This window comes from Mycobacterium sp. NGS41 (assembly GCF_059812725.1).
On sequence record NZ_JCALDF010000002.1, the window covers coordinates 174782 to 198222 of the forward strand.

At 64.4% G+C, this 23441-nt stretch carries 28 protein-coding genes and 1 tRNA gene; 24 read left to right on the plus strand and 5 right to left on the minus strand.

The features are described 5' to 3' along the window. The first annotated feature begins 50 nt into the window (after positions 1–50). The 11 genes from AC5Y21_RS03000 to AC5Y21_RS03050 all read left to right on the plus strand — a co-directional run bounded on the left by AC5Y21_RS03000 (position 51) and on the right by AC5Y21_RS03050 (position 8345). Entirely contained in the window at positions 51–587 is a 537-nt protein-coding gene (locus AC5Y21_RS03000) for a cupin domain-containing protein (protein ID WP_499909269.1), read from the plus strand. An 84-nt stretch (positions 588–671) separates the two neighbouring features. Further along, a tRNA-Met gene (locus AC5Y21_RS03005) sits at positions 672–748 on the plus strand. Positions 749–1010: 262 nt separating this feature from the next. Further along, positions 1011–1241 carry a DUF6400 family protein gene (locus AC5Y21_RS03010; protein ID WP_499909271.1) on the plus strand — a complete coding sequence of 77 codons (231 nt, stop codon included), beginning with the start codon at positions 1011–1013 and terminating at the stop codon, positions 1239–1241. A 464-nt stretch (positions 1242–1705) separates the two neighbouring features. Further along, positions 1706–2668 (plus strand): redoxin domain-containing protein, encoded by a 963-nt coding sequence (locus AC5Y21_RS03015; protein WP_499909273.1) that lies wholly within the window; start codon positions 1706–1708, stop codon positions 2666–2668. Between the two features lie 57 nt (positions 2669–2725). Beyond that, on the plus strand, positions 2726–3388 hold the full coding sequence (locus AC5Y21_RS03020; protein WP_499909274.1) for a DUF1345 domain-containing protein: 663 nt from the start codon (positions 2726–2728) through the stop codon (positions 3386–3388). Positions 3389–3631: 243 nt separating this feature from the next. After that, positions 3632–5041, plus strand: coding sequence for a WS/DGAT/MGAT family O-acyltransferase (locus tag AC5Y21_RS03025; RefSeq protein WP_499909276.1), 1410 nt, complete (start codon positions 3632–3634; stop codon positions 5039–5041). A gap of 17 nt (positions 5042–5058) precedes the next feature. After that, positions 5059–5871 (plus strand): lysophospholipid acyltransferase family protein, encoded by an 813-nt coding sequence (locus AC5Y21_RS03030; protein ID WP_499909278.1) that lies wholly within the window; start codon positions 5059–5061, stop codon positions 5869–5871. A 63-nt stretch (positions 5872–5934) separates the two neighbouring features. Then, the gene (locus AC5Y21_RS03035) at positions 5935–6555 is read left to right on the plus strand and encodes a TetR/AcrR family transcriptional regulator (RefSeq protein WP_499909280.1); all 621 of its coding nucleotides are present in this window, start codon (positions 5935–5937) and stop codon (positions 6553–6555) included. Between the two features lie 108 nt (positions 6556–6663). Then, positions 6664–7293 carry a flavodoxin family protein gene (locus tag AC5Y21_RS03040; protein ID WP_499909282.1) on the plus strand — a complete coding sequence of 210 codons (630 nt, stop codon included), beginning with the start codon at positions 6664–6666 and terminating at the stop codon, positions 7291–7293. Positions 7294–7369: 76 nt separating this feature from the next. After that, on the plus strand, positions 7370–7906 hold the full coding sequence (locus tag AC5Y21_RS03045; protein WP_499909284.1) for a DUF1360 domain-containing protein: 537 nt from the start codon (positions 7370–7372) through the stop codon (positions 7904–7906). Between the two features lie 52 nt (positions 7907–7958). After that, positions 7959–8345, plus strand: a complete 387-nt coding sequence (locus tag AC5Y21_RS03050; RefSeq protein ID WP_499909285.1) for a hypothetical protein — start codon at positions 7959–7961, stop codon at positions 8343–8345. 77 nt (positions 8346–8422) lie between these two features. On the opposite strand, the gene mbp1 is transcribed toward AC5Y21_RS03050, so the two are convergent. Then, positions 8423–8656, minus strand: coding sequence for a microaggregate-binding protein 1 (gene mbp1, locus AC5Y21_RS03055; RefSeq protein WP_499909287.1), 234 nt, complete (start codon positions 8654–8656; stop codon positions 8423–8425). A 480-nt stretch (positions 8657–9136) separates the two neighbouring features. Here mbp1 and AC5Y21_RS03060 point away from each other — a divergent pair, with 480 nt between their 5' ends. After that, positions 9137–9535 (plus strand): heme-binding protein, encoded by a 399-nt coding sequence (locus AC5Y21_RS03060; protein WP_499909289.1) that lies wholly within the window; start codon positions 9137–9139, stop codon positions 9533–9535. A 108-nt stretch (positions 9536–9643) separates the two neighbouring features. After that, a complete protein-coding gene (locus tag AC5Y21_RS03065) occupies positions 9644–10699 on the plus strand; it encodes a DNA topoisomerase IB (RefSeq protein ID WP_499909291.1) in 1056 nt (351 codons plus the stop codon). Positions 10700–10717: 18 nt separating this feature from the next. Here AC5Y21_RS03065 and AC5Y21_RS03070 read toward each other — a convergent pair whose 3' ends face one another. The 3 genes from AC5Y21_RS03070 to AC5Y21_RS03080 form a co-directional block, all read right to left on the minus strand. Beyond that, complete coding sequence (locus AC5Y21_RS03070; protein ID WP_499909293.1) at positions 10718–11731, minus strand: alpha/beta hydrolase; 1014 nt, start codon at positions 11729–11731, stop codon at positions 10718–10720. A 174-nt stretch (positions 11732–11905) separates the two neighbouring features. Continuing rightward, on the minus strand, positions 11906–12223 hold the full coding sequence (locus tag AC5Y21_RS03075) for a hypothetical protein (RefSeq protein WP_499909573.1): 318 nt from the start codon (positions 12221–12223) through the stop codon (positions 11906–11908). 97 nt (positions 12224–12320) lie between these two features. Then, positions 12321–13466, minus strand: coding sequence for an NAD(P)/FAD-dependent oxidoreductase (locus tag AC5Y21_RS03080; protein ID WP_499909295.1), 1146 nt, complete (start codon positions 13464–13466; stop codon positions 12321–12323). Positions 13467–13606: 140 nt separating this feature from the next. Here AC5Y21_RS03080 and AC5Y21_RS03085 point away from each other — a divergent pair, with 140 nt between their 5' ends. After that, complete coding sequence (locus AC5Y21_RS03085; protein ID WP_499909297.1) at positions 13607–14788, plus strand: zinc-dependent alcohol dehydrogenase; 1182 nt, start codon at positions 13607–13609, stop codon at positions 14786–14788. Between the two features lie 121 nt (positions 14789–14909). Continuing rightward, complete coding sequence (gene glgX, locus AC5Y21_RS03090) at positions 14910–17075, plus strand: glycogen debranching protein GlgX (protein WP_499909299.1); 2166 nt, start codon at positions 14910–14912, stop codon at positions 17073–17075. 16 nt (positions 17076–17091) lie between these two features. On the opposite strand, the gene AC5Y21_RS03095 is transcribed toward glgX, so the two are convergent. Then, a complete protein-coding gene (locus AC5Y21_RS03095; RefSeq protein WP_499909300.1) occupies positions 17092–18084 on the minus strand; it encodes a sensor domain-containing protein in 993 nt (330 codons plus the stop codon). 317 nt (positions 18085–18401) lie between these two features. On the opposite strand from AC5Y21_RS03095, the gene AC5Y21_RS03100 reads away from it, so the two are divergent. From AC5Y21_RS03100 to AC5Y21_RS03140, 9 genes are all read left to right on the plus strand, one after another. Then, on the plus strand, positions 18402–19214 hold the full coding sequence (locus tag AC5Y21_RS03100; protein WP_499909302.1) for a SigB/SigF/SigG family RNA polymerase sigma factor: 813 nt from the start codon (positions 18402–18404) through the stop codon (positions 19212–19214). Between the two features lie 69 nt (positions 19215–19283). Next, entirely contained in the window at positions 19284–19781 is a 498-nt protein-coding gene (locus AC5Y21_RS03105; protein WP_499909304.1) for an oxidoreductase, read from the plus strand. Positions 19782–19895: 114 nt separating this feature from the next. Further along, positions 19896–20591 (plus strand): GAF and ANTAR domain-containing protein, encoded by a 696-nt coding sequence (locus AC5Y21_RS03110; RefSeq protein WP_499909306.1) that lies wholly within the window; start codon positions 19896–19898, stop codon positions 20589–20591. A 98-nt stretch (positions 20592–20689) separates the two neighbouring features. Then, positions 20690–21235, plus strand: a complete 546-nt coding sequence (locus AC5Y21_RS03115) for a Na+/H+ antiporter subunit E (protein ID WP_499909307.1) — start codon at positions 20690–20692, stop codon at positions 21233–21235. Next, on the plus strand, positions 21232–21492 hold the full coding sequence (locus tag AC5Y21_RS03120; RefSeq protein WP_499909309.1) for an MrpF/PhaF family protein: 261 nt from the start codon (positions 21232–21234) through the stop codon (positions 21490–21492). Before AC5Y21_RS03115 ends, AC5Y21_RS03120 begins: the two co-directional genes overlap by 4 nt. Then, entirely contained in the window at positions 21489–21833 is a 345-nt protein-coding gene (mnhG, locus tag AC5Y21_RS03125; protein ID WP_499909311.1) for a monovalent cation/H(+) antiporter subunit G, read from the plus strand. Before AC5Y21_RS03120 ends, mnhG begins: the two co-directional genes overlap by 4 nt. Beyond that, entirely contained in the window at positions 21830–22141 is a 312-nt protein-coding gene (locus tag AC5Y21_RS03130) for a Na(+)/H(+) antiporter subunit B (protein ID WP_499909313.1), read from the plus strand. The genes mnhG and AC5Y21_RS03130 overlap by 4 nt, the downstream gene beginning before the upstream one ends. Next, the gene (locus tag AC5Y21_RS03135) at positions 22134–23057 is read left to right on the plus strand and encodes an MnhB domain-containing protein (protein WP_499909315.1); all 924 of its coding nucleotides are present in this window, start codon (positions 22134–22136) and stop codon (positions 23055–23057) included. Before AC5Y21_RS03130 ends, AC5Y21_RS03135 begins: the two co-directional genes overlap by 8 nt. Continuing rightward, on the plus strand, positions 23054–23422 hold the full coding sequence (locus AC5Y21_RS03140; protein WP_499909317.1) for a sodium:proton antiporter: 369 nt from the start codon (positions 23054–23056) through the stop codon (positions 23420–23422). Before AC5Y21_RS03135 ends, AC5Y21_RS03140 begins: the two co-directional genes overlap by 4 nt. The last annotated feature ends 19 nt before the right edge of the window (positions 23423–23441 follow it).

The following is a 23441-nucleotide window of genomic DNA, read 5'->3' on the forward strand; positions in this document are numbered from 1 at the left end:
AAAAACAGCACAGTTCAACAAAACTGGTAGGCACGAGGAGGTTTGGTCACATGGCCGAGGTAAGTCCGATCGGGGTCACGGTGGTGCAGCCCGGAGAGGGGGACAGCGTGGCGTTGCCCGGTTTCGGGGCGGTGTTCAAGTTGTCCAGCCGCAACAACAACGGCGAGGTGTCGATCGTCGAGCATCCCTTCGCGGTTGGCGCGCTCACCGCCGCGCACCGGCACACCCGCGAAGACGAATACTCGATTGTGCTGGCGGGTGAGATTGGTTTCCGCTCCGACGACAGCGAGGTGGTCCTGGGGCCCGGTGGCTACATCACCAAACCTCGCGGGCAAATGCACGCGATGTGGAACGCCGGCAACGAGCCCGGCCGCATCATCGAGATCATCACTCCGGGCGGCTTCGAGAATTACTTCCGGGAGCTGGGTGAGTTGCTGGTCGCGCACGCCGGCGATCCGGCCGGTCAGGCGCTGCATGAGCTGCCCGAATTCGGCGAACTGGCCGACAAGTACGGCCTGACGTATGGTGACCCCGACTGGATGGACGACATCAGAAAGCGATACGGGCTGAAACCGCCCACACACTGACCGCGCTGGCATCGAGGCTGCCGCGGTCGCTGAACCCGCGATTTGGTGAGGTTCCCGCGCGTTGGGTAACCTTGCGTTTACCGACGCGGGGTGGAGCAGCTCGGTAGCTCGCTGGGCTCATAACCCAGAGGTCGCAGGTTCGAATCCTGTCCCCGCTACCAGTGAAAATGGCCCTCAGGCGCAAGCCTGGGGGCCGTTTTCATGCCGTTTGGGAACACTTCTTCGGAACATTGCTTTTCAGGGTCAGTGGGAGCAGATTTCTCCTGTTGTGATCCAGAATCGTCGGCAGTGGTACTCCGGCCCGGCGTGCAACGAGTGTGACGGACTTCAACCGCGAACAGTGACGCAGTTCATAACCTCCCCAGCCTCGATTGGGTCATCCTGATCCTTTGTTTGCGTATCTATCTAATGGCTGGGAGCGCGATGGCCAACCTTGACTTGTTCTTTGATCTGACCCTCGACGAGGCGCGTCGACGCAGCGCAGTGCTCGAAGCGATAGATGGCGACTGGGATCCGGTTGTCGTGCTCGCCGAGGAACAGAAGGCCTACGACATGCTGTACTCGGACCTGGACGAAGAGCAGCAGAGGGTCTACGAGGAGTTGGTCCGCGCCGGCGTCCTGCCCGAGCGGACGACCGATCATGTTCCCGATTGATCCGACCGCCGACCGCAGCCGCCGCGCATGGCTGCCCTGCCCGTGCTGCAATCGCGTCGCGAAATGTGCTGATTGTCGGGGCAGCCGAAACTGCGCTACCCACTGGCAGTACTTGCTGAGCAATAAGGGGACGTTGGTGCACTTGCAATGTTCGGATTGCGGTTATCTCTGGTCGACTGACACGCATCGCCGCGCGTGCGGTCTCGGCCACTAGGGGCCCCGGCCCGACTGGTACCGAGGTTGCGAATAATGTTGTGCGACAACGCATACACAATCGCACCCCAAACCGGCTCCGGCTGTCCCTAAATGCATTGGGCAGCACTCGAACGCCGTATCACAGAACTCGAGGTAGAGGTCGCGCGGCCGCAGGGCAGCAAAAGTGTCCACAATTTCCAGCGTGGCTTTCAATACCTAATTAATTAGAGTGCCGTGTCGCGCTCAGCTTCCCGCGTTAGTCTTTGCCGATGATCGCGGGCGAGAAGGCGCCTGACTTCACTCTGTACGATCACGCCGGTCGGCCTCGGACACTTTCGGCGTTCCTGGCCGAAGGACCCGTTGTGCTGTTCTTCTTCCCATTAGCATCCTCACCGATCTGTACAGCTCAGGCCTGTCATTTTCGGGACCTGAGCTATGAATTCGCCACGGTGGGCGCCCAGCGGGTGGGCATCAGCACCGACACCGTCGACAAGCAGGCCCACTTCGCCCAACAGCGCTCGTTCGACTATCCGCTGCTCTCTGACGCGGACGGCGTGGTGTCCGAGCTGTTCGGGGTGCGGCGAGGCAGGCTCGCCAAGCTGCGTAGATCCGTCGTGACGCGTGAGGCGGCCCGGCGTACCCGGCACAGTCGGCGCCGTGGCCTGCTGGCCCGACTGCTTCCGGTCAGACGGACCACATTCGTCATCGGCCCCGACCGCACCATACTCAAGGTCGTCTCCAGCGAGCTTCGCGCATCTGTGCATGCCGACCAGGCGTTGTGGTACTTGGAAAACCATCTGTTCGATGGTTCGCCACATGTCCGCCACAAGCACGCCGACGCGCATCAGTACCCGGAGGCCAGGACCGAACCGATCGACGACTTGTTCACAGAACCGGAAACCGCTGACGAGCCGAGCCTGGTCCGGCCGTACACGCTGACGGTCAACCTGGCACCCGAGGCTCCGGTCGAAGTGCTCAACACCACAGCGAAGCCGCCGCGCTGGCCGAGAAATGATGTGCGGAGCCAGGTCCTGACGTGTTGCGTGCACAGCCCCTCGATCGCCGAGATCGCCGCTCGTCTGTCCTTGCCGCTCGGTGCGACGCGGTTCCTGGTCGAAGACCTGGTGGCACAAGGTTATTTGCGAGTGTCCGCACCCGTCGGTGACTCGATGACAATCGACGAACGACGCGAACTGATAAGCAGGACCCTGCGTGGCCTGCGAGCACTCTGATGGGTGACTAGGCCGCGTCGGAGCCAGGACTGCCCAGAACGGTGTTTAGCTTGAACTATGGAGTTCCAAGCTCGGGCGCACTTGCAGAAGCGTGTGGTAATCCGGCTGATCGTGGCACTGCTGGTCGGCCTGGTCGTTGCGCTGGTACTCGGATTCACCACGGGATGGAGGTATGCGCCCGCCGTCGGGTGGATCGCCGCAGCCGGCGTCTACCTCGCATGGACCTGGATCGTCGTCTTGCCGATGGACGCCGAACAGACACGTGCCCACGTACGTCCCGAGGACCCGCCGCGAGGGTGGGTCACCGACGGCATCATCCTGGCCGCCAGCGTGGCCAGTCTGGCGGGTGTGGCGCATCTGCTTGCCGCCGGATCGAAGAGCGGGGTCGAGAAGCAGATCGCCGCGGCGGTCGGAGTGATCAGCATCGTCGCCGCCTGGTGCGTGGTCCACACCGTCTTCAGCGTCCGATATGCCGACGTCTACTACTCGAACGAGGGCAGTGGGATCAACTTCAACGGCAAAGAGAACCCACGCTTCGTGGACTTCTTCTATCTCGCGTTCACCGTCGGCATGACCTACCAGGTGTCCGACACCAGTCTGGAGACCGGGCAGTTCCGTGCCGTCGTACTGTGCCAGGCGCTACTGTCCTACCTCTTCGGGGCGGTGATCCTCGCCGTAACGATCAATCTAGTTGCCGGACTTAGTAATTCGGTCAGCTGACACAAAGGCACATCGGTCGGGGCGGACTGTTGGGCTGTGACATATTCCACACGTCTGTCTGTTGCTACGTCTAGACAGTAGTCTATTTTCCCCGGTAACGTTCCTCTCACCGACTGAGCGTGTCGGGCAATCCAAAAAATCAGCTGTGCAGCGCGGTGACTCAAGACGTACTGGTGCGTCGGCATCGACGGATGTGCAGCAGCAATTGCGGAAATCGAAAATTCTTGTGCGAAGGGTCAAGCAGTGAAACGACTTAGCGGTTCGGACGCGATGATGCTCTACAGCGAGGCCGCCAACGTGCCGATGCACACGGTCAAAATCGCGATCGTCGACTCGCCGAACACCGGCAGCTTCTCGGTGGAAACAGTTCGCAAGGTTCTGCAGCGGCGTCTGCATCGATTCGAACCGATGCGGCGCGTACTCGTCGACACTCCCTACGCGTTTCACCGTCCGATGTGGCGGCAGAACTGTCCCGTCGACCTCGCATATCATGTGCGACCACTGCATCTACCGGCCCCAGGCCGACGGCGCGAACTCGACGACGCGATCGCCAAATTGATCGAGGAGCCGTTGGACCGCACCCGGCCGTTGTGGGAGATCTATGTCGTCGACGGCCTGGCGGACGGGCGGGTCGCCGTTATCACCAAGATTCATCACGCACTCGCCGACGGTGTCGCGTCGGCAAATCTGCTCGCCGGTGCGCTGGACAGACCGGAAACCGTTGATACCGCCGAGTTCGACCCGTTGCCGACCAGGACTGGACTCCTATGGGCCGCCACTCGCGCTCACCTGCGGCAAATAGCCGAGTTCCCAAGCCTTTTGCGCTATACCGCGTCCGGCGTCCGCCGCGTCCGACGGACCAGACGCAACCAGTCAGACCGCGTCGAACGCCCCAAAGCCCCGAAGTCCTTCATGAATCATCGGCTCACCACCGAACGCCGATTCGCAACGACCAGTATGCCGTTCGCCGACGCCAAACGGGTCGCCCGTCAATTGGGTTGCACGATCAATGATTTGATTCTGGCCATGAGTGCCGGCGCCGTCCGGGAACTGCGACTGCGTTACGACGGCAGCTCGGACACGCGGCTGGTGGCGATGGTGCCGGTATGCCTCGACTCGTCGCCGGGAAGGTCGTCCGGCAACAACTTCACCCAGATAGCGGTCGCGCTTCCGGCCGACGTTGCCGACCCGATAGACCGGGTCAAACACAGCCACGATGCAGCCATTGCGGCCAAGCAATTGCATACGCTCCAAGGGCCGGAGCTTTGGACACGGTGGTTCGCCTACATGCCACCCGGGTTGGCGCGGATGCTCAGCGGCTGGATGGCACGCACGGACAGCCACAACAAAATGCAGAATCTGGTCGTTTCCAACGTGCCCGGCCCGCGCGAATTCGTGACAGTCGCGGGAACCACGGTCGCCGAGTTCTACTCCGTGGGCCCACTTGTGGCAGGCAGCGGCCTGAACATCACCGTGTGGAGCTATGCGGATCAGCTGAACGTCTCCGTGCTGGCCGACGCCGCGACCCTCACCGATGCCCACCAGGTCACCGCGGCGATGATCCGAGAATTCGGTGAGATCCGTTCTGCGGCAGGAGGGTTCATGAGCTCGAGTGAAGCCGGCCAGTACGACTACCAGGCCGTCGTGGCCTAAGCCACCGAAAGGACATCATGACCAGCACCGAAATCTCCGCACCCGAGATCGCGAAATGGGACCCGAGTCTCACCGAGCGCGTCATCGGCATCATCCGGCCCGTGCTCAAGCGATACTTCCGATCCGAGGTGCACGGCCTCGAGAACGTGCCGGCCGGCGGCGCGCTGGTGGTCTCCAACCACTCCGGGGGTCAGCTGGCATTCGATGTGCCGATCTTCGCCATCGACTGGTACGCAGAGCACGGCTATGACCGTCCGATCTACACCCTGAGCCACGACATGATCATGGTTGGCCCCACCGGAGACTTCTTGAGACGGATCGGCTTCATCCCGGCCAATCACGACAACGCCGCCAGCGCGTTGCGCAGCGACGGGATTGTGGTGGTGTTTCCCGGGGGCGATTACGACGCCTACCGGCCCACATCGGCACAGAACGTCATCGACTTCGACGGCCGCACCGGATATGTGCGGGCGGCGATCGAAGCCGGAGTACCCATCGTCCCGATGGTGTCCATCGGCGGGCAGGAGACCCAGTTGTTCCTCACCCGCGGCACCTCTTTGGCGCAGCGCCTTGGTCCGCTCGCTCGCTTGGCGCGGACCAAAATCGCGCCGATCACGTTTGGCTTCCCGTTCGGCATCAGCCTGTTCGTATTGCCCCCGAACCTCCCACTGCCGGCAAAGATCGTGACCCGGGTGCTCGAGCCGATCAACATCCGCAAGAAGTTCGGCAAGAACCCCGACATCGCCGAAGTCGACGCCCACGTGCGCGCGGTGATGCAGGCCGGAATCGACGAACTCGCCGCCGCCCGGCGATTCCCGGTACTGGGCTGACACCGTAAAAATGACGTCCTCCGGGAGGAGGTGACGGGCGTGGATGTAGTAGCGTCTAGACACATGTCCAACGGGATGTCGGTCGAGTCGGCGCGTCGCCGGTTCACCGGTAAACGCGCCGACACCGTCTTGAAACTCGGTCGTGCCACGCTCGAGGTATTGCGCGACGTCGGCTACCAAGAGCTCACGCTGCAGGCGGTGGCCGCCCGGGCCGGACTGGCCCGCGCGACCGCCTACACGTATTTCTCCTCCAAAGAACATCTGATCGCCGAGGTGTTCTGGCGGCGGATGTCGAGCATCGAGCCGGCCGGCGACGAATCCGACGTCGTCGAGCGGGTGGCTGGTGTGCTGCGCGATCTGGCTTTCATCGTCGGCGATGAGCCGGCATTGGCTCACGCGGTCGCCGTCACGATGAACAGCGGCGACCCGGATGTCGAACTGCTTCGAATGCAGATGGGCGGCTTCGTCCACGATCTGCTCACCGCGGCCGCGGGCGGGGACGCGGATCCGGAATCCGTGGTGCTACTCGAGCTGATCTATATCGGCGTGATGGTCCGCGCGGCCAGTGGCACGCTGTCATACCGCGAGGTCGCCGAGCAACTTGACACTGCCGTGCGGCGCATCCTATCCACCGACCAACCGAGTTCGGTTCGACGACCGACCAAGGCGCGTCGTACCCGCTAGCCTCTGCGCCTGCCACGAATCATCCTGGCGGTCAACGGGTCTGGGGCTGTCTCGAAATCGGGCCTGAGCTGTGGTTTTCGTCGCGCGATCGGCGGGTATGAGAGCGGGATGGCCGATGAGACGAAGCTGCCCTTGCGCGCGCTGGGACTGGTATGCAGTCTGAAACCCAGTCCCGCGCCTTCCAGCAGCGCGTTGATAGCCGAGCATGTGGCCGGGGAATTCAAGGCCGCAGGCGCCGAATGTGAGCTGATTCGCTGCGTCGACCACGCGATCGCACCAGGCGTCGAAAACGACATGGGGCCCGGCGATGCGTGGCCGGAGATCCGGCGCAAGGTGTTGAGTGCCGACATCCTGCTGATCAGCACACCGGTATGGCTGGGCCATCCGTCGAGCGTCACCCAACGCGTGCTGGAGCGCCTCGACGCCGAACTGTCCAACACCGACGACGATGGAACACCGGCGATGGTTGGCAAGGTCGCGATTGTCAGTGTGGTGGGCAACGAGGATGGGGCGCACAAGGTGGTCGCCGACCTGTTCCAAGCCCTCAACGACATCGGATACAGCATTCCGGCGCAGGGCTGCACGTATTGGAACGGTGCGGCGATGGAGACCACCGACTACAACGATCTCGACGAAGTGCCGGAGCAGATCGCGTCCGCCACCGCCGCGGCTGCCCGCAACGCCGCGCATCTGGCGCGGACCCTGAAGCAACGACGATACCCCCCATACGACACGTAACCCACTGTGCCCGAACCGATTCCGGCGGACAGCGGAGATCTCGCCGATTGTAGACACCGTCCATGAAGGAGTTGCGATGGGAGAAGTGACAAACGCCGGCGCCGAGGCGGTCGACGGTGCGCGGCACGAAGCACAGGTGTACCGCGGCGACAATCCCCGCCCACTGGGTGGGTATCTCGTGGTGATGGGGGTCTATGGCCTCTTGGTAATCGGCGCAACGCTGATTGCGGCGCTAACCGGGCGCAGGCTGCCCGACCGCTGGCGTATGCAGGACCTGGTCATGGTGACCCTGGGCACCCACAAGCTTTCGCGAACGTTGACCAAGGACGCGGTGACGAGTCCATTGCGAGCGCCGTTCACGCAATATGCGGGCACCGGCGGCCCGGCAGAGGTGAATGAAGAAGCCAGGCAGGCGGGTCAGTTACGGCACAGCTTGGGTGAGCTGTTGACCTGTCCGTTCTGTCTCGACATGTGGGTTGCGACCGGATTCGTCATCGGCTTGGTCTTTGCGCCCAGATTCACTCGCCTGGTCGCCGGCAGTTTCACCGCGTTGGCCGGGGCGGACTTCCTTCAGCTCGGCTACGCGATGGCGCAACAGTCGGCCGAAGGTTGAGGGGGGCTCCACCTCAGGTTTTCACTCCACTCGGCGTGGGTAGCCGACGCTAATGAGCCTGCAGGAGAGCAACGCCGGTCAGTTGCCGTCGGATACGCCCGCCGGCCCGCCCGACAATGACGATCGCAGTCGGCGCCGTCGCGCCTGGGTGAACTGGGCGCTGGCCTTGCTCACCGTTCCCTTAGCGGCGGCGGTGATGATTTTCGGCATCGGCGCGGCGATGAGCGTGGCGGCGTGCAGTGGGTCGCAATGCCCCAACCTCGGACCTAGTGGTCTGCTCTACGGTGTGCTGCTTTACGGCGCCCCCGCCGTGGCCGTATTGACACTTGCAATCTCGTTTTTCACCGCGAAACGTCGATGGGGCATCGTCGTTCCCGGCTGCGCGTTGGCTCTTCTGCTTTGCGATATCGCCGTCATGGTTACCCTGTTCAGGACATAGCGGTCAGGACATAGCATTCGCGTCGCACAGCAAATGGCCCCAGTCCGATCTAGGACTGGGGCCATTCTCGCTGCAAGCTACTGGTTGGCCCGCTCCCGCTCTTCTGCGGCGCTGGCCGCCCCGCGGGCGGATTCCGCCTCGGCTTCCTTCTTGGCTGCGTTGCGCTGGGCTTCGCCCTTGTCCTGCTGCGCTTCGCCCTCTCGCTTGACGTCGTCGCGGCCCGTCACGGCGCCGATGACTTCCTTGGCTTTACCCTTGACGCCTTCGACAACGCCTTCGACGGCTTCCTGGGGCCCACTCTTCTCGCCCATGAATTCCTCCCTGTCATCGCTTTTTTCGGCGGTTGCGCGTGCCCAACCTTGGACTACGCACATCCAGCGGGCCCCTGAGCAGAGCGCGATCCAACCACGTCAACCGTCTCAGGATTTCCCGCTTGGGGCAGTGTTTCCGGATGGCCGGGATCTGAAACATGTGGCGTGGCTCACGGAGGCTGAGGGCAGCTCAGGGCCACCTTGCGAATAACGGTTCGGTCACAATACGACGTCACGATTGCTTAAGAACAAGGCCATGTTTCTGAGAATTCTCAACTTTGGAGCGCCGATCTGGTCGTCTCCTTAGCGAAAACGCCCCGTTTTTGTGGCCGGTGTCATCCAGTCGCCAGCTAACACCGGTTGTGGCGCGTTCGTCGAGGGCGAACGCCGGATCGGCACGGTTTCGCTTCGGCTACTTTGAATTCCGGGGAATCGGGAGCCCCAACGATCGATTCGCAACATCTCGAAGGACAAGTGATCATGAAATTCAGCAGTTTGCCCGCACGCCGGCGAGTGGCCGGCATCAGCGCTGGGTGTCTGCTCGGGGGACTGGCCATCGGTATCGTCGGGGCCCCATCGGCGGCCGCGGCACCCGACTGCAGCCCGGAGGGCGTCAACGGCACCGTTTCGTCGGTGACCGGCGCCGCGCAGCAGTACCTGGACACCCACCCAGGGGCCAACCAGGCGGTGATGGCCGCCTACGGTCAGCCGCGTCCTCAGGCGGCGGCGGGTTTGCGCAGCTACTTCACCGCGCACCCGCAGGAGTACAACGACCTCCGTGGCATCCTGGCTCCGATCGGCGACACCGAACGTCAGTGCAACGTGACGGCGCTGTCACCGAATCTGGAGTCGGCCTACCACGAGTTCATGGCCGGCTGATTCGCTGACCGGACAATGGTTCATGCCTGCGCGTCGATGCGGCGCGCAGGTATGAACCGTCGCTTGTGCGGGTAACTTGTGGTAAGCCAACGGAAGTGGAGTACGGTCATGCGCCTGCGTCGTAGCGCGGTGAGCAAGCCGGGGATCGCCCGGAAGCGCCGCGGGAAGGGTTTCGCCTACTTCGACTCGGAGGGGGAGCGGATCTCCGATGCCGACACTCTGCAGCGGATCAAGGATCTGGTTATCCCGCCGGCGTGGAAGAAAGTGTGGATCAGCCCATACCCAAACGGACACATCCAGGCCGTTGGCACCGATGCGGCCGGGCGCCGCCAATACCTTTACCACGAGGCTTGGCAGCAGGAGCGTTCCGAAGAGAAATTCGACCGCGTGCTGGAGCTGTCCAAGGAGTTGCCCGCGTGGCGACAACAGATTTCGCGCGACCTGGCAGGCCGCGGCCTGACGCGTGACCGGGTGCTGGCGTTGGCACTGTACCTGCTCGACAGAGGCTACTTCCGCGCGGGCGGTGACCGATACGCAGAGGAAAACGAGTCTTACGGCATCGCCACGCTGCAATGTCAGCACGTCGTCATAAGCGGTGACACTGTGAAATTCGACTATCCCGCGAAAAGCGGGGTGCGGCGCACACTCGAGATCGAGGACGTTCAGGTGGTCCGCGCGGTGCGGTCGCTACAGCGCAGCGGCGAGCGCTCCCGACGACTCCTGGTGTGCCGAGCGGCATCCGGCTGGACGGAAGTGCGGGCCGAAGACCTCAATGCGCGGTTCAAGGAACTCGTCGGCGACGAATACAGCGTGAAAGATCTTCGGACCTGGCACGGAACCGTGCTGGCCGCAGCGGCGTTCGCCGACGCCGACCCGGCCGTTTCCCGGCGGGTGGCCAAGCGGGTCGAGGCCGCGGTGATGAAGGAAGTCTCCGAGGAGCTGGGTAACACCCCGGCGGTGGTGCGCGGCTCGTACGTAGATCCGCGGGTCGTCACGGGCTACGAGCAGGGCGTTACCATCGCCGCGGCGACACAACGCGCGGCGCGCAACCGTCGGCCCGACGCCGCACAGGAGATCTTGGAAAAGGCCACCCGCATGATGATTTGTCGAATCGCCAAGGGCGGCAGCATGTCTGGCCTGTCGGCGCTAGCGAAGAGCGCATGACTGAGTGCGAGTGACCGCTCAAGCCGCCGGAGGGCTGGTGGCGGTGTCGCGGGTCCTGCGGGGAACGGTCACTTCGTCGATGAAGTCGCCGAGGTAGGTTATCGCCCGGCGGCCTTCCGGCAAAACGTCTGCGGCCAATGGGAAGTCATGGATCTGTCCCTGCCATACGTGCAAGTCGCACCGCGCTCCGGCTTCCGACAGGCGCTCTGCCATCAACTCCGCATCGTGCAACAACAATTCGTCGCCGCCGACGTGAATCGCCACCGGGGGCATCGCAGACAAGTCGGCATCAACGGGTGGCGCCACCACGCAGGGTGTGCCGCCCGCGGTGAGTCGCTTGTGGCACCGTTCAACGTATTTGGCGAAAGCCGGCAGTACCCGGTTGCCGAACATCGCGCATCGGCGAGCGTTGGGATGGGCCAGCCGACGCGTAGAACCCAGGTCGGTCAGCGGCGAGACGGTCGCGACACCCGCGGGCCGGGCATCGCCGCTCTCGATCATGTTGAGCGTGAGCAGGAAAGCCAACATGCCTCCGGCGGAGTCGCCCGCAATCACCACGCTGCTGGGCGGATAGCCTTGGCGCCGTAGCCATTGCAACGCGTCGACACAATCGGCGAGGGCATCGGTGACCGCGTGCCTGGGCAGCATTCGATACCCGACATTGAGGACGACAGCGTCAGCAGCCCGAGACAAGCGCGACACCATTGAGCGGTGTGTGTTCAGTCCACAGGCCAAAAACGCTCCGCCATGCAGGTATAGCACCGCGCGCGACGCGGAGACACCATCCGCAGAGACCAACTCAGCTTTGCAGTGCGGAAGTGTCACCGGTTGTATCGTCGCCTGCCCGCGCCAAGGCACCAGCCCGGCCAGGAAATCTATTGCGGCGAATGGCCAATAGAGGTCGGGGCGTAGCGCCCAGATCCGGATGGCGTTTTTCACAAATGCACGGCAGGAGGCGGCCAGCGCAACGGATTGTACGCTGCGGCGGCGATGAATTCGCCGCGAAACCGGGTCTGCGAGATCACTATGCATTTGGTCAACCTTCTGACGTTGTAGCGTTGCATACCCGGCCGATTAGGCCGTAAACGTCAGGGCTGGCGCAACTTCCGGCTCCGCCCCAAAAATAGCGGTTGACGTGGGCTTGACGAGTTTGAGGACGACGTTTGAGTGGGATTGCGATGGAGCGGGATTCGAGTGGCAACGATGCTATCTCTCGACGTTGAAAAAGGATTCGCCATCCTCCGGCGTTCCGTCGATCTGCCCGCTGTCGCGGCCGTGCTGAGCCGGATCGATATGGTCCAGGTCGTCATCGCCGGCTATGTTGAGCGCGCCGCCTGCATCCGAGTCGTGGGCATCTCGTGACGGCGCGCCGACCGGCGTGTCGTCCGGCGTCTCCGCCGCCAACTTGTCGTCGAGCGAATCGCTGACCTCGGCTTCGATCCACTCATCGGGCGGATCGACCACCTCGTCGCCGTCGTCGTTGCGCACCTCGTCGGAGTCCAGCCCCTCTGACTGCTCCAGCATGTCGGTGTTATCGGTGTTATCGCTGTTGTCCGTTTCCACGACGCCCGATTGCCCGGCATGGCGCCACACTAAACAGGCGGCGGGCGAACTCGTCGTTTCAGGCTGGTGAGGGCCGGTGCTCGGCGATCAACTGCTCGCCGAGGTCGTAATCGTCGTCGGCGTTATAGGTAAGGACGCCGACCACTGCGTCCCCGGACTCGTACCAGACGGTGAAGCCATCGGAATGGTCGAGCATGCGGCTACGTTCGAAGCCGTCGCCCCAGGCATGGTACTTCACCGTCGCGTCGCCGATTGAAGTCCAAAAGCCGGGTACCTCAGCCCATTTCGCAGCGCCACCGGCCGCACAGGTCCCGGCGATTCTGCCCTGGTCGGTCGCGTCCTGCCAGTGTTCGATGGCCAAATGGCGTCCGGCGACCTCGTGCCGCGCCAGCGCCACATCACCCACGGCATACACGGCGGGCACCGACGTGCGCATGTCGGAGCCGACGACCACACGGGAGTCACGGATTTGCAACCCGGCTTCGTCGGCGACGCGGCTCTGCGGCGTGACTCCGGTCGCGGCGAGAACCAGATCGCAGTCGATGGCCGCGCCGTTGTCCAGTCGCACACTGGTGTCGGTGATTTCCTCGACTTCGGCCCCGCCGACGTGGCGTACGCCTGTTTCGGTCACCAGGTCGAGCAGCCGTCCGGCGGCCTCGCTGCCCAACCGCTTCTCTTGGGGAAGTGCTTCGGGGGCAACCAGAGTCACTGCCACACCGCGCAGGGCCAGCGATGCGGCCGCCTCGCAGCCGATGAAGCCAGAGCCGATGACGACAGCGGACTTTGCGCTTTCCGCGGCGTCGCGCAGCGCTGAGGCGTCGGCCAGTGAGCGCAACAGCAGCGCTCGTTGCCCACCGGGGACGGGCGGGGCGGACGGCGCAGCGCCGCACGCCAGAATCAGCGTGTCGAACAAGTGGCGCTGACCGCCGGCGTACACGGCGTGCGCGTCGAGGTCCAGCCGGTCGACCGCCGCATCGAGGATGAGCTCGATCGCCCGATCGTCGAACCACTGCGCTGGATGCAGGGCGACATCGTCGGTCTGGCCGCGCAGGTACTCCTTGCTCAGCGGCGGCCGGGCGTACGGCAAATCGATGTCCGCGCTCAGTATCCGCACCGGGCTGTTCGGGTTGTGGTCGCGGAACGACTCTGCCGCGGCGACTCCGGCCGGCCCGCTGCCCACGATGATCACTCCGGGCTCGGTCACAACCGTGTGGTACCCGCGATCGACGGGATCAACCCCTGCATTACCCGTGTCAGCGGACGTTCTCAGGCGTTTCGACGGGCGCCAGACGGGTATGCGCCGAAGAGTCAAGGACCGTCCAACCAGGAGTCGCAGGAATTTCCATGAAAGCTGTTACCTGGCACGGCAAGCGTGACGTGCGCGTGGAGACGGTACCCGACCCGAAGATCGAGCAGCCCAACGATGCCGTGGTCGAAGTCACGTCGACGAATATCTGTGGGTCCGACTTGCATCTGTATGAAATCCTGGGTGCCTTCATGAACCCGGGGGACATCCTCGGTCACGAGGCCATGGGAGTTGTCCGCGAAGTGGGCAAAGACGTGGGTGACCTCCGTGTCGGAGACCGGGTCGTCATCCCCTTCCAGATCTCGTGCGGCAGCTGCCACATGTGCGGAAAGCAGCTCTACACCCAATGTGAAACCACCCAGGTCCGCGACCAGGGCATGGGAGCGGCGCTGTTCGGTTATTCGGAACTCTACGGCGAAGTCCCCGGTGGGCAAGCCCAATTGCTCCGTGTGCCGCAGGCTCAGTTCACCCACATCAAAGTTCCTGTGGGACAGCCTGATTCGCGGTTTGTTTATCTGTCCGACGTGCTGCCGACGGCTTGGCAGGCAGTAGCCTATGCCGACATTCCGGATGGTGGCACGGTGGCGGTGCTCGGTCTGGGTCCGATCGGTGACATGGCCGCCCGCATCGCCGATCATCTCGGCTACCGGGTCTTCGCCGTCGACCTGGTGCCCGAACGATTGGCCCGCCCCGCAGCGCGTGGCATACACACCATCGATCTCAGCCGGCTCGACGTTTCTCTGGGCGACGCGATCCGGGACCTGACCGACGGGCGGGGCACGGACTCGGTGATCGACGCGGTCGGGATGGAGGCGCATGGTTCCCCCGCGGCTCGGCTGGCGCAGCAGGCCACCGGGGTGCTGCCGGATGCGCTGGCCAAACGATTGATGCAAACCGCCGGCGTGGACCGGCTCAGTGCGCTGTATTCCGCCATCGACATCGTGCGCCGCGGTGGCACGATCTCGCTGATCGGCGTCTACGGCGGCATGGCCGACCCGCTCCCGATGCTCACCCTGTTCGACAAACAAATCACGCTGCGGATGGGGCAGGCCAACGTCAAGCGATGGGTCGACGACATCATGCCGCTGCTCATCGACGACGATCCGCTCGGCGTTGACTCGTTCGCCAGTCACGTGCTGCCGCTCGACGAAGCTCCCCGCGCCTACGAGATCTTCCAGAAGAAGCAGGACGGCGCGGTGAAGGTCATGCTCAAGCCGTGAGATCTGTCACGCCGCCGACACGGCAGAAGTAATGTCCGGCACGGCATTTCACGCATAAGCAGTCCGAGGCAAACATTGCCGCGCGGTTTGACAACCCCCTTGGTAGGGTATGAACCGCGCCATGACCAGCACAGCAGTTCCCGCTCCCACGCCCACCACCGAAGTGTGGCCGGGTAAGGCATATCCACTGGGCGCGACGTACGACGGAGCGGGGACCAACTTCGCGTTGTTCAGCGAAGTGGCCGAGCAAGTCGAGCTGTGCCTGTTCGACGCCGACGGCACCGAGACTCGCCTCGCGCTGCCCGAGGTCGACAGCTTCGTCTGGCACGGCTTTGTGCCGGCTATCGAACCCGGCCAGCGTTTCGGCTATCGCGTCCACGGTCCATACGAGCCCGAGGCGGGGCTGAGGTGCAATCCGAACAAGCTGCTGCTCGACCCGTACTCGAAGGCTATCGACGGAACGTTCGACTGGAATCAGTCGCTGTTCAGCTACACCTTCGGCGATCCCGACAGCCGCAACGACGACGACTCGGCGGCCAGCATGCCCAAGTCGGTGGTGGTGAACCCCTACTTCGACTGGGCCAACGACCGTCCGCCCAACCACGAGTACGCCGACACGGTGGTCTACGAGGCGCATGTCAAGGGTCTGACCGAAACCCACCCCGACATCCCCGAACAGATACGCGGCACCTACGCCGCCGTGGCGCACCCGGTGATTATCGAGCACCTCAAGAAAATTGGCATCAACGCGATCGAGCTGATGCCGGTGCACCACTTCGCCAATGACTCCACGTTGATCGAAAAGAAACTGTCGAATTACTGGGGTTACAACACGATTTCGTTCTTCGCGCCTGACCCGAAATATTCCAGCGCCACCTCGCCGGGTGGCCAGGTGCAGGAGTTCAAGGCGATGGTGCGCGCCCTCCACGAGGCGGGCATCGAAGTGATCCTGGACGTGGTCTACAACCACACCGCCGAGGGCAACCACATGGGCCCCACACTGTCCATGCGCGGTATCGACAACGCCGCGTACTACCGCCTGGTCGACGACGACAAGCGTTACTACATGGATTACACCGGCACCGGCAACAGCTTCAACGTCGGCCATCCACACTCGCTGCAGCTGATCATGGACTCGCTGCGCTATTGGGTGACCGAGATGCACGTCGACGGCTTCCGGTTCGACTTGGCCTCCACGCTGGCCCGTGAGTTCTACGACGTCGACCGGCTGGCGACGTTCTTCGAACTGATACAGCAGGATCCGACGGTCAGCCAGGTCAAGCTGATCGCCGAGCCGTGGGACGTCGGACCGGGCGGCTACCAGGTGGGCAATTTCCCGCCGCAGTGGACGGAGTGGAACGGAAAGTACCGCGACGCCGTGCGGGACTTCTGGCGCGGCGAGCCGGCCATGCTCGACGAGTTTGCCTATCGGTTGTCCGGGTCGGCCGACCTTTATGAGCACACCGGGCGCCGGCCGGTGGCCTCGATCAACTTCGTCACCGCCCACGACGGATTCACGCTGCGAGACCTGGTGTCGTACAACGAAAAACACAATGATGCCAACGGCGAGGACAACAACGACGGCGAAAGCCACAACCGTTCGTGGAACTGCGGCGCGGAGGGACCCACGGACGACGGCGAGATCAACAAGCTGCGCGCACGTCAACAGCGCAACCTCATCACCACCCTGTTGCTGTCGCAGGGTGTGCCCATGATCTGTCACGGCGACGAGCTCGGCCGCACCCAGAACGGCAACAACAACGGCTACTGCCAAGACAACGAACTGACCTGGATCGACTGGGCCAATGCGGACACCGGACTGCTGGAGTTCACCGCCGCGGTATCAGCTCTGCGCGCAGGCCATCCCGTATTCCGCCGCCGCCGCTTCTTCAGCGGCAAACCGGTGGGCCGCCGCGGCCAGGGCGGTCTTCCCGACATCGCCTGGTTTGCCCCCGACGGGACGGAGATGACCGAAGAGGATTGGGGGACGGGCTTTGCGAAATCGGTTGCGGTGTTCCTCAATGGTCACGGCATCCCCGACCGTGATCCGAGGGGGCAGCGGGTGCTCGACGACTCGTTCCTGCTCTGCTTCAATGCCCACCACGAGCCGATCGAGTTCACCCTTCCGCCAAAAGAGTTCGGCACCGATTGGCGGACCGTCGTGCACAGCGGCAACGATACGGTGGCGTCGGCCGACGCCGACGAATTCAGCGCGGCGGCGGTGTTCACCGTCGACGCCCACACCGCGGTGGTGCTGCAGGCCGGCGAAGATTCCGCTGCTCGGTGAGCGGTCGGCTCGGTTTTCAGCCCGGGATCTTGCCCAGAATGTAGTTGGCGATGCCCACCGCCGGCTTGGCGCGATCCGTGCCGGCGTCGCCGGAGGCGGCGTTGGACAGGCTCACATCGACGACGACGTTCGATTTTGCCGCGATCGCGCGGACGGAGCGCCGCAGTCCCTTGCTCTCCACTTCGATGGTCGTGATGCCGTTGCCGGCATCGGTGGGATGGGTCAGCGAGAAAGTCAGCGTCTGCCCGGAGGGGAGGGTCACCTTCACTTCGGAGCCGCCGCATTGACGCCATCCGGAGAGCAGCTGGGTCAGCTGTTTCTGGGCTGCGGCCGGCTCCCGGAACGCTGCAACCCCCGCAACGACCTGCAGCGAGCTGCGCGGGTTGCTGGTGTCGGTGAATTCCGATGCGCGGTAACCGAATACGGCTTCGACCTGGTAGGCGTCCGGGCTGCCCGGGCCGATGCTATCCCAGCACTCGGAACGGTCGATGCTTCCCTCTCTGCTGTTGCCGGCGATGTGGTCCCAGGTTTTTCCGGTCGTCAGGTTCTGGTTGCCGGTGATTTTTCTGACGTCCGCCAGGCCGGGTAACAGCTGGGCCAAATCGGCGGGCGCCACGGTGGGCGGCGGCGGTGCGGCGGTGGGGGCGGTCGGTGCCGCGGTCCGGTTTGAGCTGACGACGGCGAGCGTGGCCCACCCGATCAGCGCGATCACGGCCAGGGTGATGAACGCATACGACAGCGCCACTCCGATCAGCGCGCGTTCCCGGCCCCGTTCGCCGGTGCGGCGGGTTTGTGCGAGTCCCAGATGACCCAGGACCGCGCCCGCGGGGGCGAACACGAATGCGAACACCACCGACAAGGTCGCGAACGCGTTGACGGGCGGGCCGGATGGTGGTTCGGGCGTGTCTGGGTAGTCCAGCGGTTCCGCCGGCGGTCCGCCGTATGAAAATCCGCCCAACGGGTCGTAGTCAAACGGATTGTGCCCGAAGGGATCCTGAGGGTTGCTCACGGAGCGGTCCTCCTCACCTGCCTGAAGCTGCGCGGTTTTCGGCCCCGGCTCGATGTGACATGGCGTACAATCGCTGAATAGGTCCATTCTGGACTTTTCGCCGTTTAGTCCAAAGCGGTCGGTAGCCGTACGGTTGCCGGGCTGCGTGGCTGCGGCAGCAAGTTCCCAGTCACCCGCGCTCGGTGGTTCGTGCGTCGCGTCAAGCGGATTTGTTTCGACGGATCCGGGTGCAGTGGGAGGACCATGCACACGATTGCAATGGCTGCTGCGCATGACTCACAGGATGTGCCGGTGACACAAACCTGGTGCTCATGCCCATGAGCGAAGTACTCGCCCCCTCCCGGCCGGCTCGGCCGGTCGGTTCACCATCATCCGGGGACTCCTACGACGACGTCGTCGACATGTTCCTGGTGCTCCGCACTGCGCCGCCGGAGTCGCGCGAATACGCGCGGCAGCGCGAACGCATCGTCGTGCGATGCCTGCCGTTGGCCGACCACGTGGCCCGTCGCTTCGCCCGTCGCGGCGAAAATCTGGACGACCTGATCCAGGTAGCGCGACTGGGTCTGATGAACGCCATCAACCGGTTCGACCCCGCCAAAGGTCCCAGCTTCATCGGGTTCGCGATCCCGACCATGATGGGCGAGGTCAGGCGTCATTTCCGCGACTACACGTGGAGCATGCGCGTGCCGCGGCGATTGCGTGAACTCCACGTCCAGATCGGCAAGGCCACCCCGGATTTAATCCAGAAGCTGGGACGGGCGCCGACGGCCAGCGAACTATCAGAGGTGCTGGGAGTCCCGCGCGAGGAAGTTGTCGAATGCCTCGTCGCCGGGGATGCCTACCGGCTCGAGTCCCTGGACGCACCTGTCGGGGCCTCCAGTTCCGGCAAAGACCGGATGGTCGCCGAGTCGGTCGGGGATCTCGACCCGCAGATCGACCACATCACCAATCGGGAGGCGGTGCGTGCCTTTATTGCCGCATTGCCGCAGCGCGAACGTGAGGTCTTGCGGATGCGGTTCTTCGAGTCCATGACGCAAAGCCAGATCGCCCAGCGAATCGGCTGCTCGCAGATGCAGATTTCGCGCATCCTGGCCGGCACTTTGCAACACCTACGCGACCAGCTGGAGTAGCCCGGCACGGTCGGGCTGTGACCGGGTGCTGGCCGGTTTGAGCCGTTCATCGCCGGGTACCTACCGACGATGGGGCTTCTCGTCGAGACGTGGCCAGAAACCTGGCACCGCAGTCGCCTCTTTCGGATGCTCAGCCTTGGCGGGTACGTGGCTTTCGACCTGCCGAGGGTGGTAACCGGGTTGGGCATGGCGCTGCTGCTGGGCATCGCGCTGACGCACGTGTACATCTTGGCCAGCCAACAGGCGCTGCCCGCGTACTTCGTTGTGTATGCCATCGTCTTGATCGCCGGTTGCCTGGCCGTCGCCGGGAGCATCGGATTCGGCCGGAATCCCCGTGTGGCACAGGCGGGTTGGTATTTCGGCGACCTGCTCGCTGTCGTCTTCCTCGGCGTCGCCGTGGCTACCCGGGTCGCGAGTCTGCCCGGTCTGACGACGGTGACAGGACGGTGGGACGTCGTCCCCGTCACGTTTGCCCTCGCCTTCGCGGCGGCCTTCGTCGCAGTGCACGGAACGGTGCTGGTGGGCATTAATGTTGCCTATCCGCAGCGGCAGCACTGGAAGGACTGATCGCGCCTTCACCGCGTTCGGCTTTCAGGCCGAAACTAAGCGTCTAGTGTTGACTTACGACTCCCGCACACTGAGCAAAGTCTGCGCGGAAGTGGTGGACGGGGTAGCCAAATCGTGAGTGATCGTTTCGACGACGTGATCGCGGGCGCAATCACGGAGCTGGCGGCGAGTAACCATGAGTACACGCCGATCGGCACGACTCTGAAAGAGCTGACGGCCACCGCCGTACAACTGATTGACGGCGTGGACTGCGCCAACGTGCTGTTGATCGAGAGCGGCGAATTCCGCAGTGTCGGATCGACGTCGGAAATCGCCGCCGTGGTGGACCGGGCGCAAGAGCGCACGGGAGAAGGTCCGTGTATCGATGCTGCCGAGCGCGATGTCATCGTCAGCTGTAGCGACCTGCGCGACGAAAGCCGGTGGCCGCAATTCGCGCGTTCCGCGCGAGACGTCGGTGTGCTGCGCGTGATGTCGTTTCGGCTCTACACGCACGGGCCGGACAGCGGCGCGCTGAATCTGTTCGGGTTCGAGCCCGGACCGTTCAGCGCTGAATTCGAGGCCGTGGGCGCCATGCTCGCCACCCACGCCGCGTTAGCGGTCATCGCCGCCGATCGTCAGAACCAATTCGAGTCGGCTCTGGCCAGCCGTGATCTCATCGGACAGGCCAAGGGCATCATCATGGAGCGTTTCGACGTCGATGCGATACGGGCCTTCGAACTGCTGAGACGGCTTTCTCAAGAATCCAACACTCCGGTCAAAGTCATCGCTGAGCGCCTCACCAGGCGTGGCGTGAAGAAACCGGCCACTTGACGCCACCGGGTTGATTTCGCGCCCGCGGGGTATTCCGCTAGTTCCGACGGCACACCGAGGCGCTTCGGCCGCGGCATCTCGCGACTACGTGGGAGTGGATGACACGTGGGCATCAAGTGGGCATAGCGGTGCGTCTACAGCGTGTGGCGGCGCTGACCGCCTGGGCATACGGCGTCTGGATCCTGCTCACCTGGACCGCGACTCTCGAGGATCTGCTGGTCGGCGCGGCGGTCGCACTGGCGTGTGGAGTCGCATTCGCCCCGCTCGGGGCGGTGGTCGGGCCGTGGACCGCGTTGCGGCCTCGGCGCATCGGTGCGCTGGCAAGGCTGGCCGTTGAGTGCGCGGCACGCATCGTCGCAGCCAATCTGTCGCTGACTCGCCGCATCTTGTCACCGTCGCGGCCGCTTCGCTCCGGGATGGTCATCGTCGCGACCGAGGCGCGCTCCGACGGTGAGCTGGCCGCGACCGGCGTGCTCACCTCGCTGGTCGTTGACAATCAGCTCGTCGATCTGGACCGCGTCCGCCACCGCCTGCAGTATCACGCGATGGCAGTTCCCTCCGGTCCCGCAGGTGAATCGGTCAACGCGCCGCTGGAACGGCGCGTCCTCATGGTGTCTCGGTCGGGCGGGAGGAAACGAACATGAACGCCGTGCTGATCGGCGCGTGTATCGCGCCGCTGCTGGTGGCGGCCATAGTGCTGGTCCGCCTGGCTCGTGGGCCCTCGGTGTCGGATCGGGTGGTCGCCCTGAACACCATCTCGACGCAGTGCGCGCTGGTGGTGCTGTTCTACGCGGCCGTCGTCGACCGGACAATCTACCTCGACGCTGCCCTGTGGTTGGCCTCGTTCAGCTACCTCGGGGCCCTGGTATGGGCCCGCTACCTGGAAAGGGGCCTGCTGTGACCGCCGCGGTTGCCGTGCTGTGCGGGCTGGGCGTTTTCTTCTCTCTCAGCGGTGCGATCGGCATCGTGCGGATGCCCGACGTGTACACCCGCATCCAGTGCTCGTCGAAGACGATCACCGCCGGCGCGTTGCCACTCCTTGCCGGCCTGGTGTTGGCCAAAGGGCCCTTCACCGCGTTCGGCTCGAGGGCGCTGTTCGTCGCTGTCCTACTCCTGTTGGTCAACCCGATCGCCTCACATGCCCTGGTGCGGGCGGCCTACAAGACGGGCGTGCCGATGTGGCGCGGCGCCGTGACCGACCAACCCGGGCGGCTCGAGCGCCCGTCGGGAGATCGCCGATGACCCCGTTCTGGGCGCTGGACTACCTGTGCCTGGGCCTGGTGCTGGCCAGTGCGGCACTGGTGGTGTTCTTGCGCAGCCTCACCGGCGCGGTGATGGCGCTGTCGGCGATGGGCACCGTGCTGGGTAGCTTGTTCGTCGTGCTGGCCGCGCCCGATGTCGCGCTGGCCACAGTGGTGGTCGGCGCGATCGCGCAGCCGGTGCTCTATCTGATCGCGATCGGCAAACTGCGCACCGACGTAGTCGACGTCGGTGATCTTGGCGAGAGCCTCGACAACACTCCCGGCGGAGCGGGTGGACCCAATGGCTGACCCGCGGCCCGCCCGCGCCGCTCGCTGGCATCGCCCCTGGCTGGCCGCCACGCTGATAGCGGCGCTCGCAGCGATCGTCCTGACCGCCGTCACCGGCCTGCCGGATGGCGCAAATCCGTTGCCCGACATCGCAAGACACGCGATGGCGATCGCCCTGCCGCGCTGGGGGACCACCGAGGTGGTCAACGAGGTGGTGTACGGCAGCCGGGCTTTCGACACCTTCGGTGAGACGTTTCTGTTGCTGGCCGCCGTGGTGGCGGTGCTCGTGCTGTCACGCGGCCGCGAACCTCGTTCCGAGTATGTAGGCGAGGCGAGTGCCGGGCGCGTCGAGCAAGCGGAAACCGACCCCGGCGAAGGCGCCGACGCGCAGGAGTCCGAGGCGCGTCAGGCCGAGGCCCAGGAGAGCGAGCAGGCCCTGGCGCCGGTGCACGCCGACGACGACGCGCTGGGTGCCCCCGCGCCCGAGCGCGCCGTCGCGATGACGGTGGTGGTGCAAATCGGCGCGCGAATCGCGGCGGTCATCTTGGCCGTCGGCGGAATCTATCTGGCCGCCTGGGGATACACACCCGGCGGCGGCTTTCCCGCCGGTGTGGTGCTGGCCGGGGTGGTGATCCTGCTCTACACCGCGCTCGGGCACCGCGCGATGCGTCCGGTGGTGCGCCCGCAGGTTCTGGAAGTCGCCGAAATGCTCGGTGCCGCAGCCATAATCGCGATCGGACTGCTCGGGCTGTGGCTGACCGGCTCGTTCCTGGACAATTGGCTGCCGCTGGCACCGCAGCAGACGATCCGCGGCGGGGGCACCTTGCAGGCGGTGTCGGGTGCCGAGCTGGTGGAAGTGGCCACCGGCATCACCATCGCGGTGTTCGCGCTGCTGGGGATGGGGCACGACTGGACCCCCGACGAGGACGAATCATGATCGTCGCGAACTACCTGGCGGCCGGCCTGTTGTTCTGCCTGGCACTGTTCGCCGTGCTCTCCCAGCGCAACCTGGTCAAAATCGTCCTCGGTCTATCGCTGATGGAATCGTCGACGTATCTGCTGCTGGTATCGCTGGCCTACCGCAACGGATCGACTGCGCCGGTGCTGGCGGGCCTGCCCGGGGGCCGCCGGCAAGACGAGTTGGTCGCAGGGAACGTGGCGGATCCTGTGCTGCAGAACTTCTGCATCACCGCCGTGGTCATCGGCGTGGCGGTGACCGCGGTGTTCCTGACGGTGGTGGTGCGCGTCGCCCAGCACTACCGCAGCATCGATTCGGCTGATCTGACCGAGCTGCGGGGTTGAACCGGCCATGAACCGGCAA

Excerpts from the sequence above, each read along its gene's own strand:
- AC5Y21_RS03050 (WP_499909285.1), top strand. The coding sequence starts at position 7,959 with ATGAGCCTGCAGGAGAGCAACGCCGGTCAGTTGCCGTCGGATACGCCC.
- AC5Y21_RS03010 (WP_499909271.1), top strand. The coding sequence starts at position 1,011 with ATGGCCAACCTTGACTTGTTCTTTGATCTGACCCTCGACGAGGCGCGT.
- AC5Y21_RS03135 (WP_499909315.1), top strand. The coding sequence starts at position 22,134 with ATGGCTGACCCGCGGCCCGCCCGCGCCGCTCGCTGGCATCGCCCCTGG.
- mbp1 (WP_499909287.1), bottom strand. The coding sequence starts at position 8,656 with ATGGGCGAGAAGAGTGGGCCCCAGGAAGCCGTCGAAGGCGTTGTCGAA.
- AC5Y21_RS03115 (WP_499909307.1), top strand. The coding sequence starts at position 20,690 with ATGACACGTGGGCATCAAGTGGGCATAGCGGTGCGTCTACAGCGTGTG.
- AC5Y21_RS03065 (WP_499909291.1), top strand. The coding sequence starts at position 9,644 with ATGCGCCTGCGTCGTAGCGCGGTGAGCAAGCCGGGGATCGCCCGGAAG.
- AC5Y21_RS03015 (WP_499909273.1), top strand. The coding sequence starts at position 1,706 with ATGATCGCGGGCGAGAAGGCGCCTGACTTCACTCTGTACGATCACGCC.
- AC5Y21_RS03075 (WP_499909573.1), bottom strand. The coding sequence starts at position 12,223 with ATGCTGGAGCAGTCAGAGGGGCTGGACTCCGACGAGGTGCGCAACGAC.
- AC5Y21_RS03035 (WP_499909280.1), top strand. The coding sequence starts at position 5,935 with ATGTCCAACGGGATGTCGGTCGAGTCGGCGCGTCGCCGGTTCACCGGT.
- AC5Y21_RS03020 (WP_499909274.1), top strand. The coding sequence starts at position 2,726 with ATGGAGTTCCAAGCTCGGGCGCACTTGCAGAAGCGTGTGGTAATCCGG.
- AC5Y21_RS03100 (WP_499909302.1), top strand. The coding sequence starts at position 18,402 with ATGAGCGAAGTACTCGCCCCCTCCCGGCCGGCTCGGCCGGTCGGTTCA.
- AC5Y21_RS03030 (WP_499909278.1), top strand. The coding sequence starts at position 5,059 with ATGACCAGCACCGAAATCTCCGCACCCGAGATCGCGAAATGGGACCCG.
- AC5Y21_RS03045 (WP_499909284.1), top strand. The coding sequence starts at position 7,370 with ATGGGAGAAGTGACAAACGCCGGCGCCGAGGCGGTCGACGGTGCGCGG.
- AC5Y21_RS03000 (WP_499909269.1), top strand. The coding sequence starts at position 51 with ATGGCCGAGGTAAGTCCGATCGGGGTCACGGTGGTGCAGCCCGGAGAG.
- glgX (WP_499909299.1), top strand. The coding sequence starts at position 14,910 with ATGACCAGCACAGCAGTTCCCGCTCCCACGCCCACCACCGAAGTGTGG.
- AC5Y21_RS03105 (WP_499909304.1), top strand. The coding sequence starts at position 19,284 with ATGGGGCTTCTCGTCGAGACGTGGCCAGAAACCTGGCACCGCAGTCGC.
- AC5Y21_RS03040 (WP_499909282.1), top strand. The coding sequence starts at position 6,664 with ATGGCCGATGAGACGAAGCTGCCCTTGCGCGCGCTGGGACTGGTATGC.
- AC5Y21_RS03140 (WP_499909317.1), top strand. The coding sequence starts at position 23,054 with ATGATCGTCGCGAACTACCTGGCGGCCGGCCTGTTGTTCTGCCTGGCA.
- AC5Y21_RS03130 (WP_499909313.1), top strand. The coding sequence starts at position 21,830 with ATGACCCCGTTCTGGGCGCTGGACTACCTGTGCCTGGGCCTGGTGCTG.
- AC5Y21_RS03120 (WP_499909309.1), top strand. The coding sequence starts at position 21,232 with ATGAACGCCGTGCTGATCGGCGCGTGTATCGCGCCGCTGCTGGTGGCG.
- AC5Y21_RS03070 (WP_499909293.1), bottom strand. The coding sequence starts at position 11,731 with ATGCATAGTGATCTCGCAGACCCGGTTTCGCGGCGAATTCATCGCCGC.
- AC5Y21_RS03060 (WP_499909289.1), top strand. The coding sequence starts at position 9,137 with ATGAAATTCAGCAGTTTGCCCGCACGCCGGCGAGTGGCCGGCATCAGC.
- AC5Y21_RS03085 (WP_499909297.1), top strand. The coding sequence starts at position 13,607 with ATGAAAGCTGTTACCTGGCACGGCAAGCGTGACGTGCGCGTGGAGACG.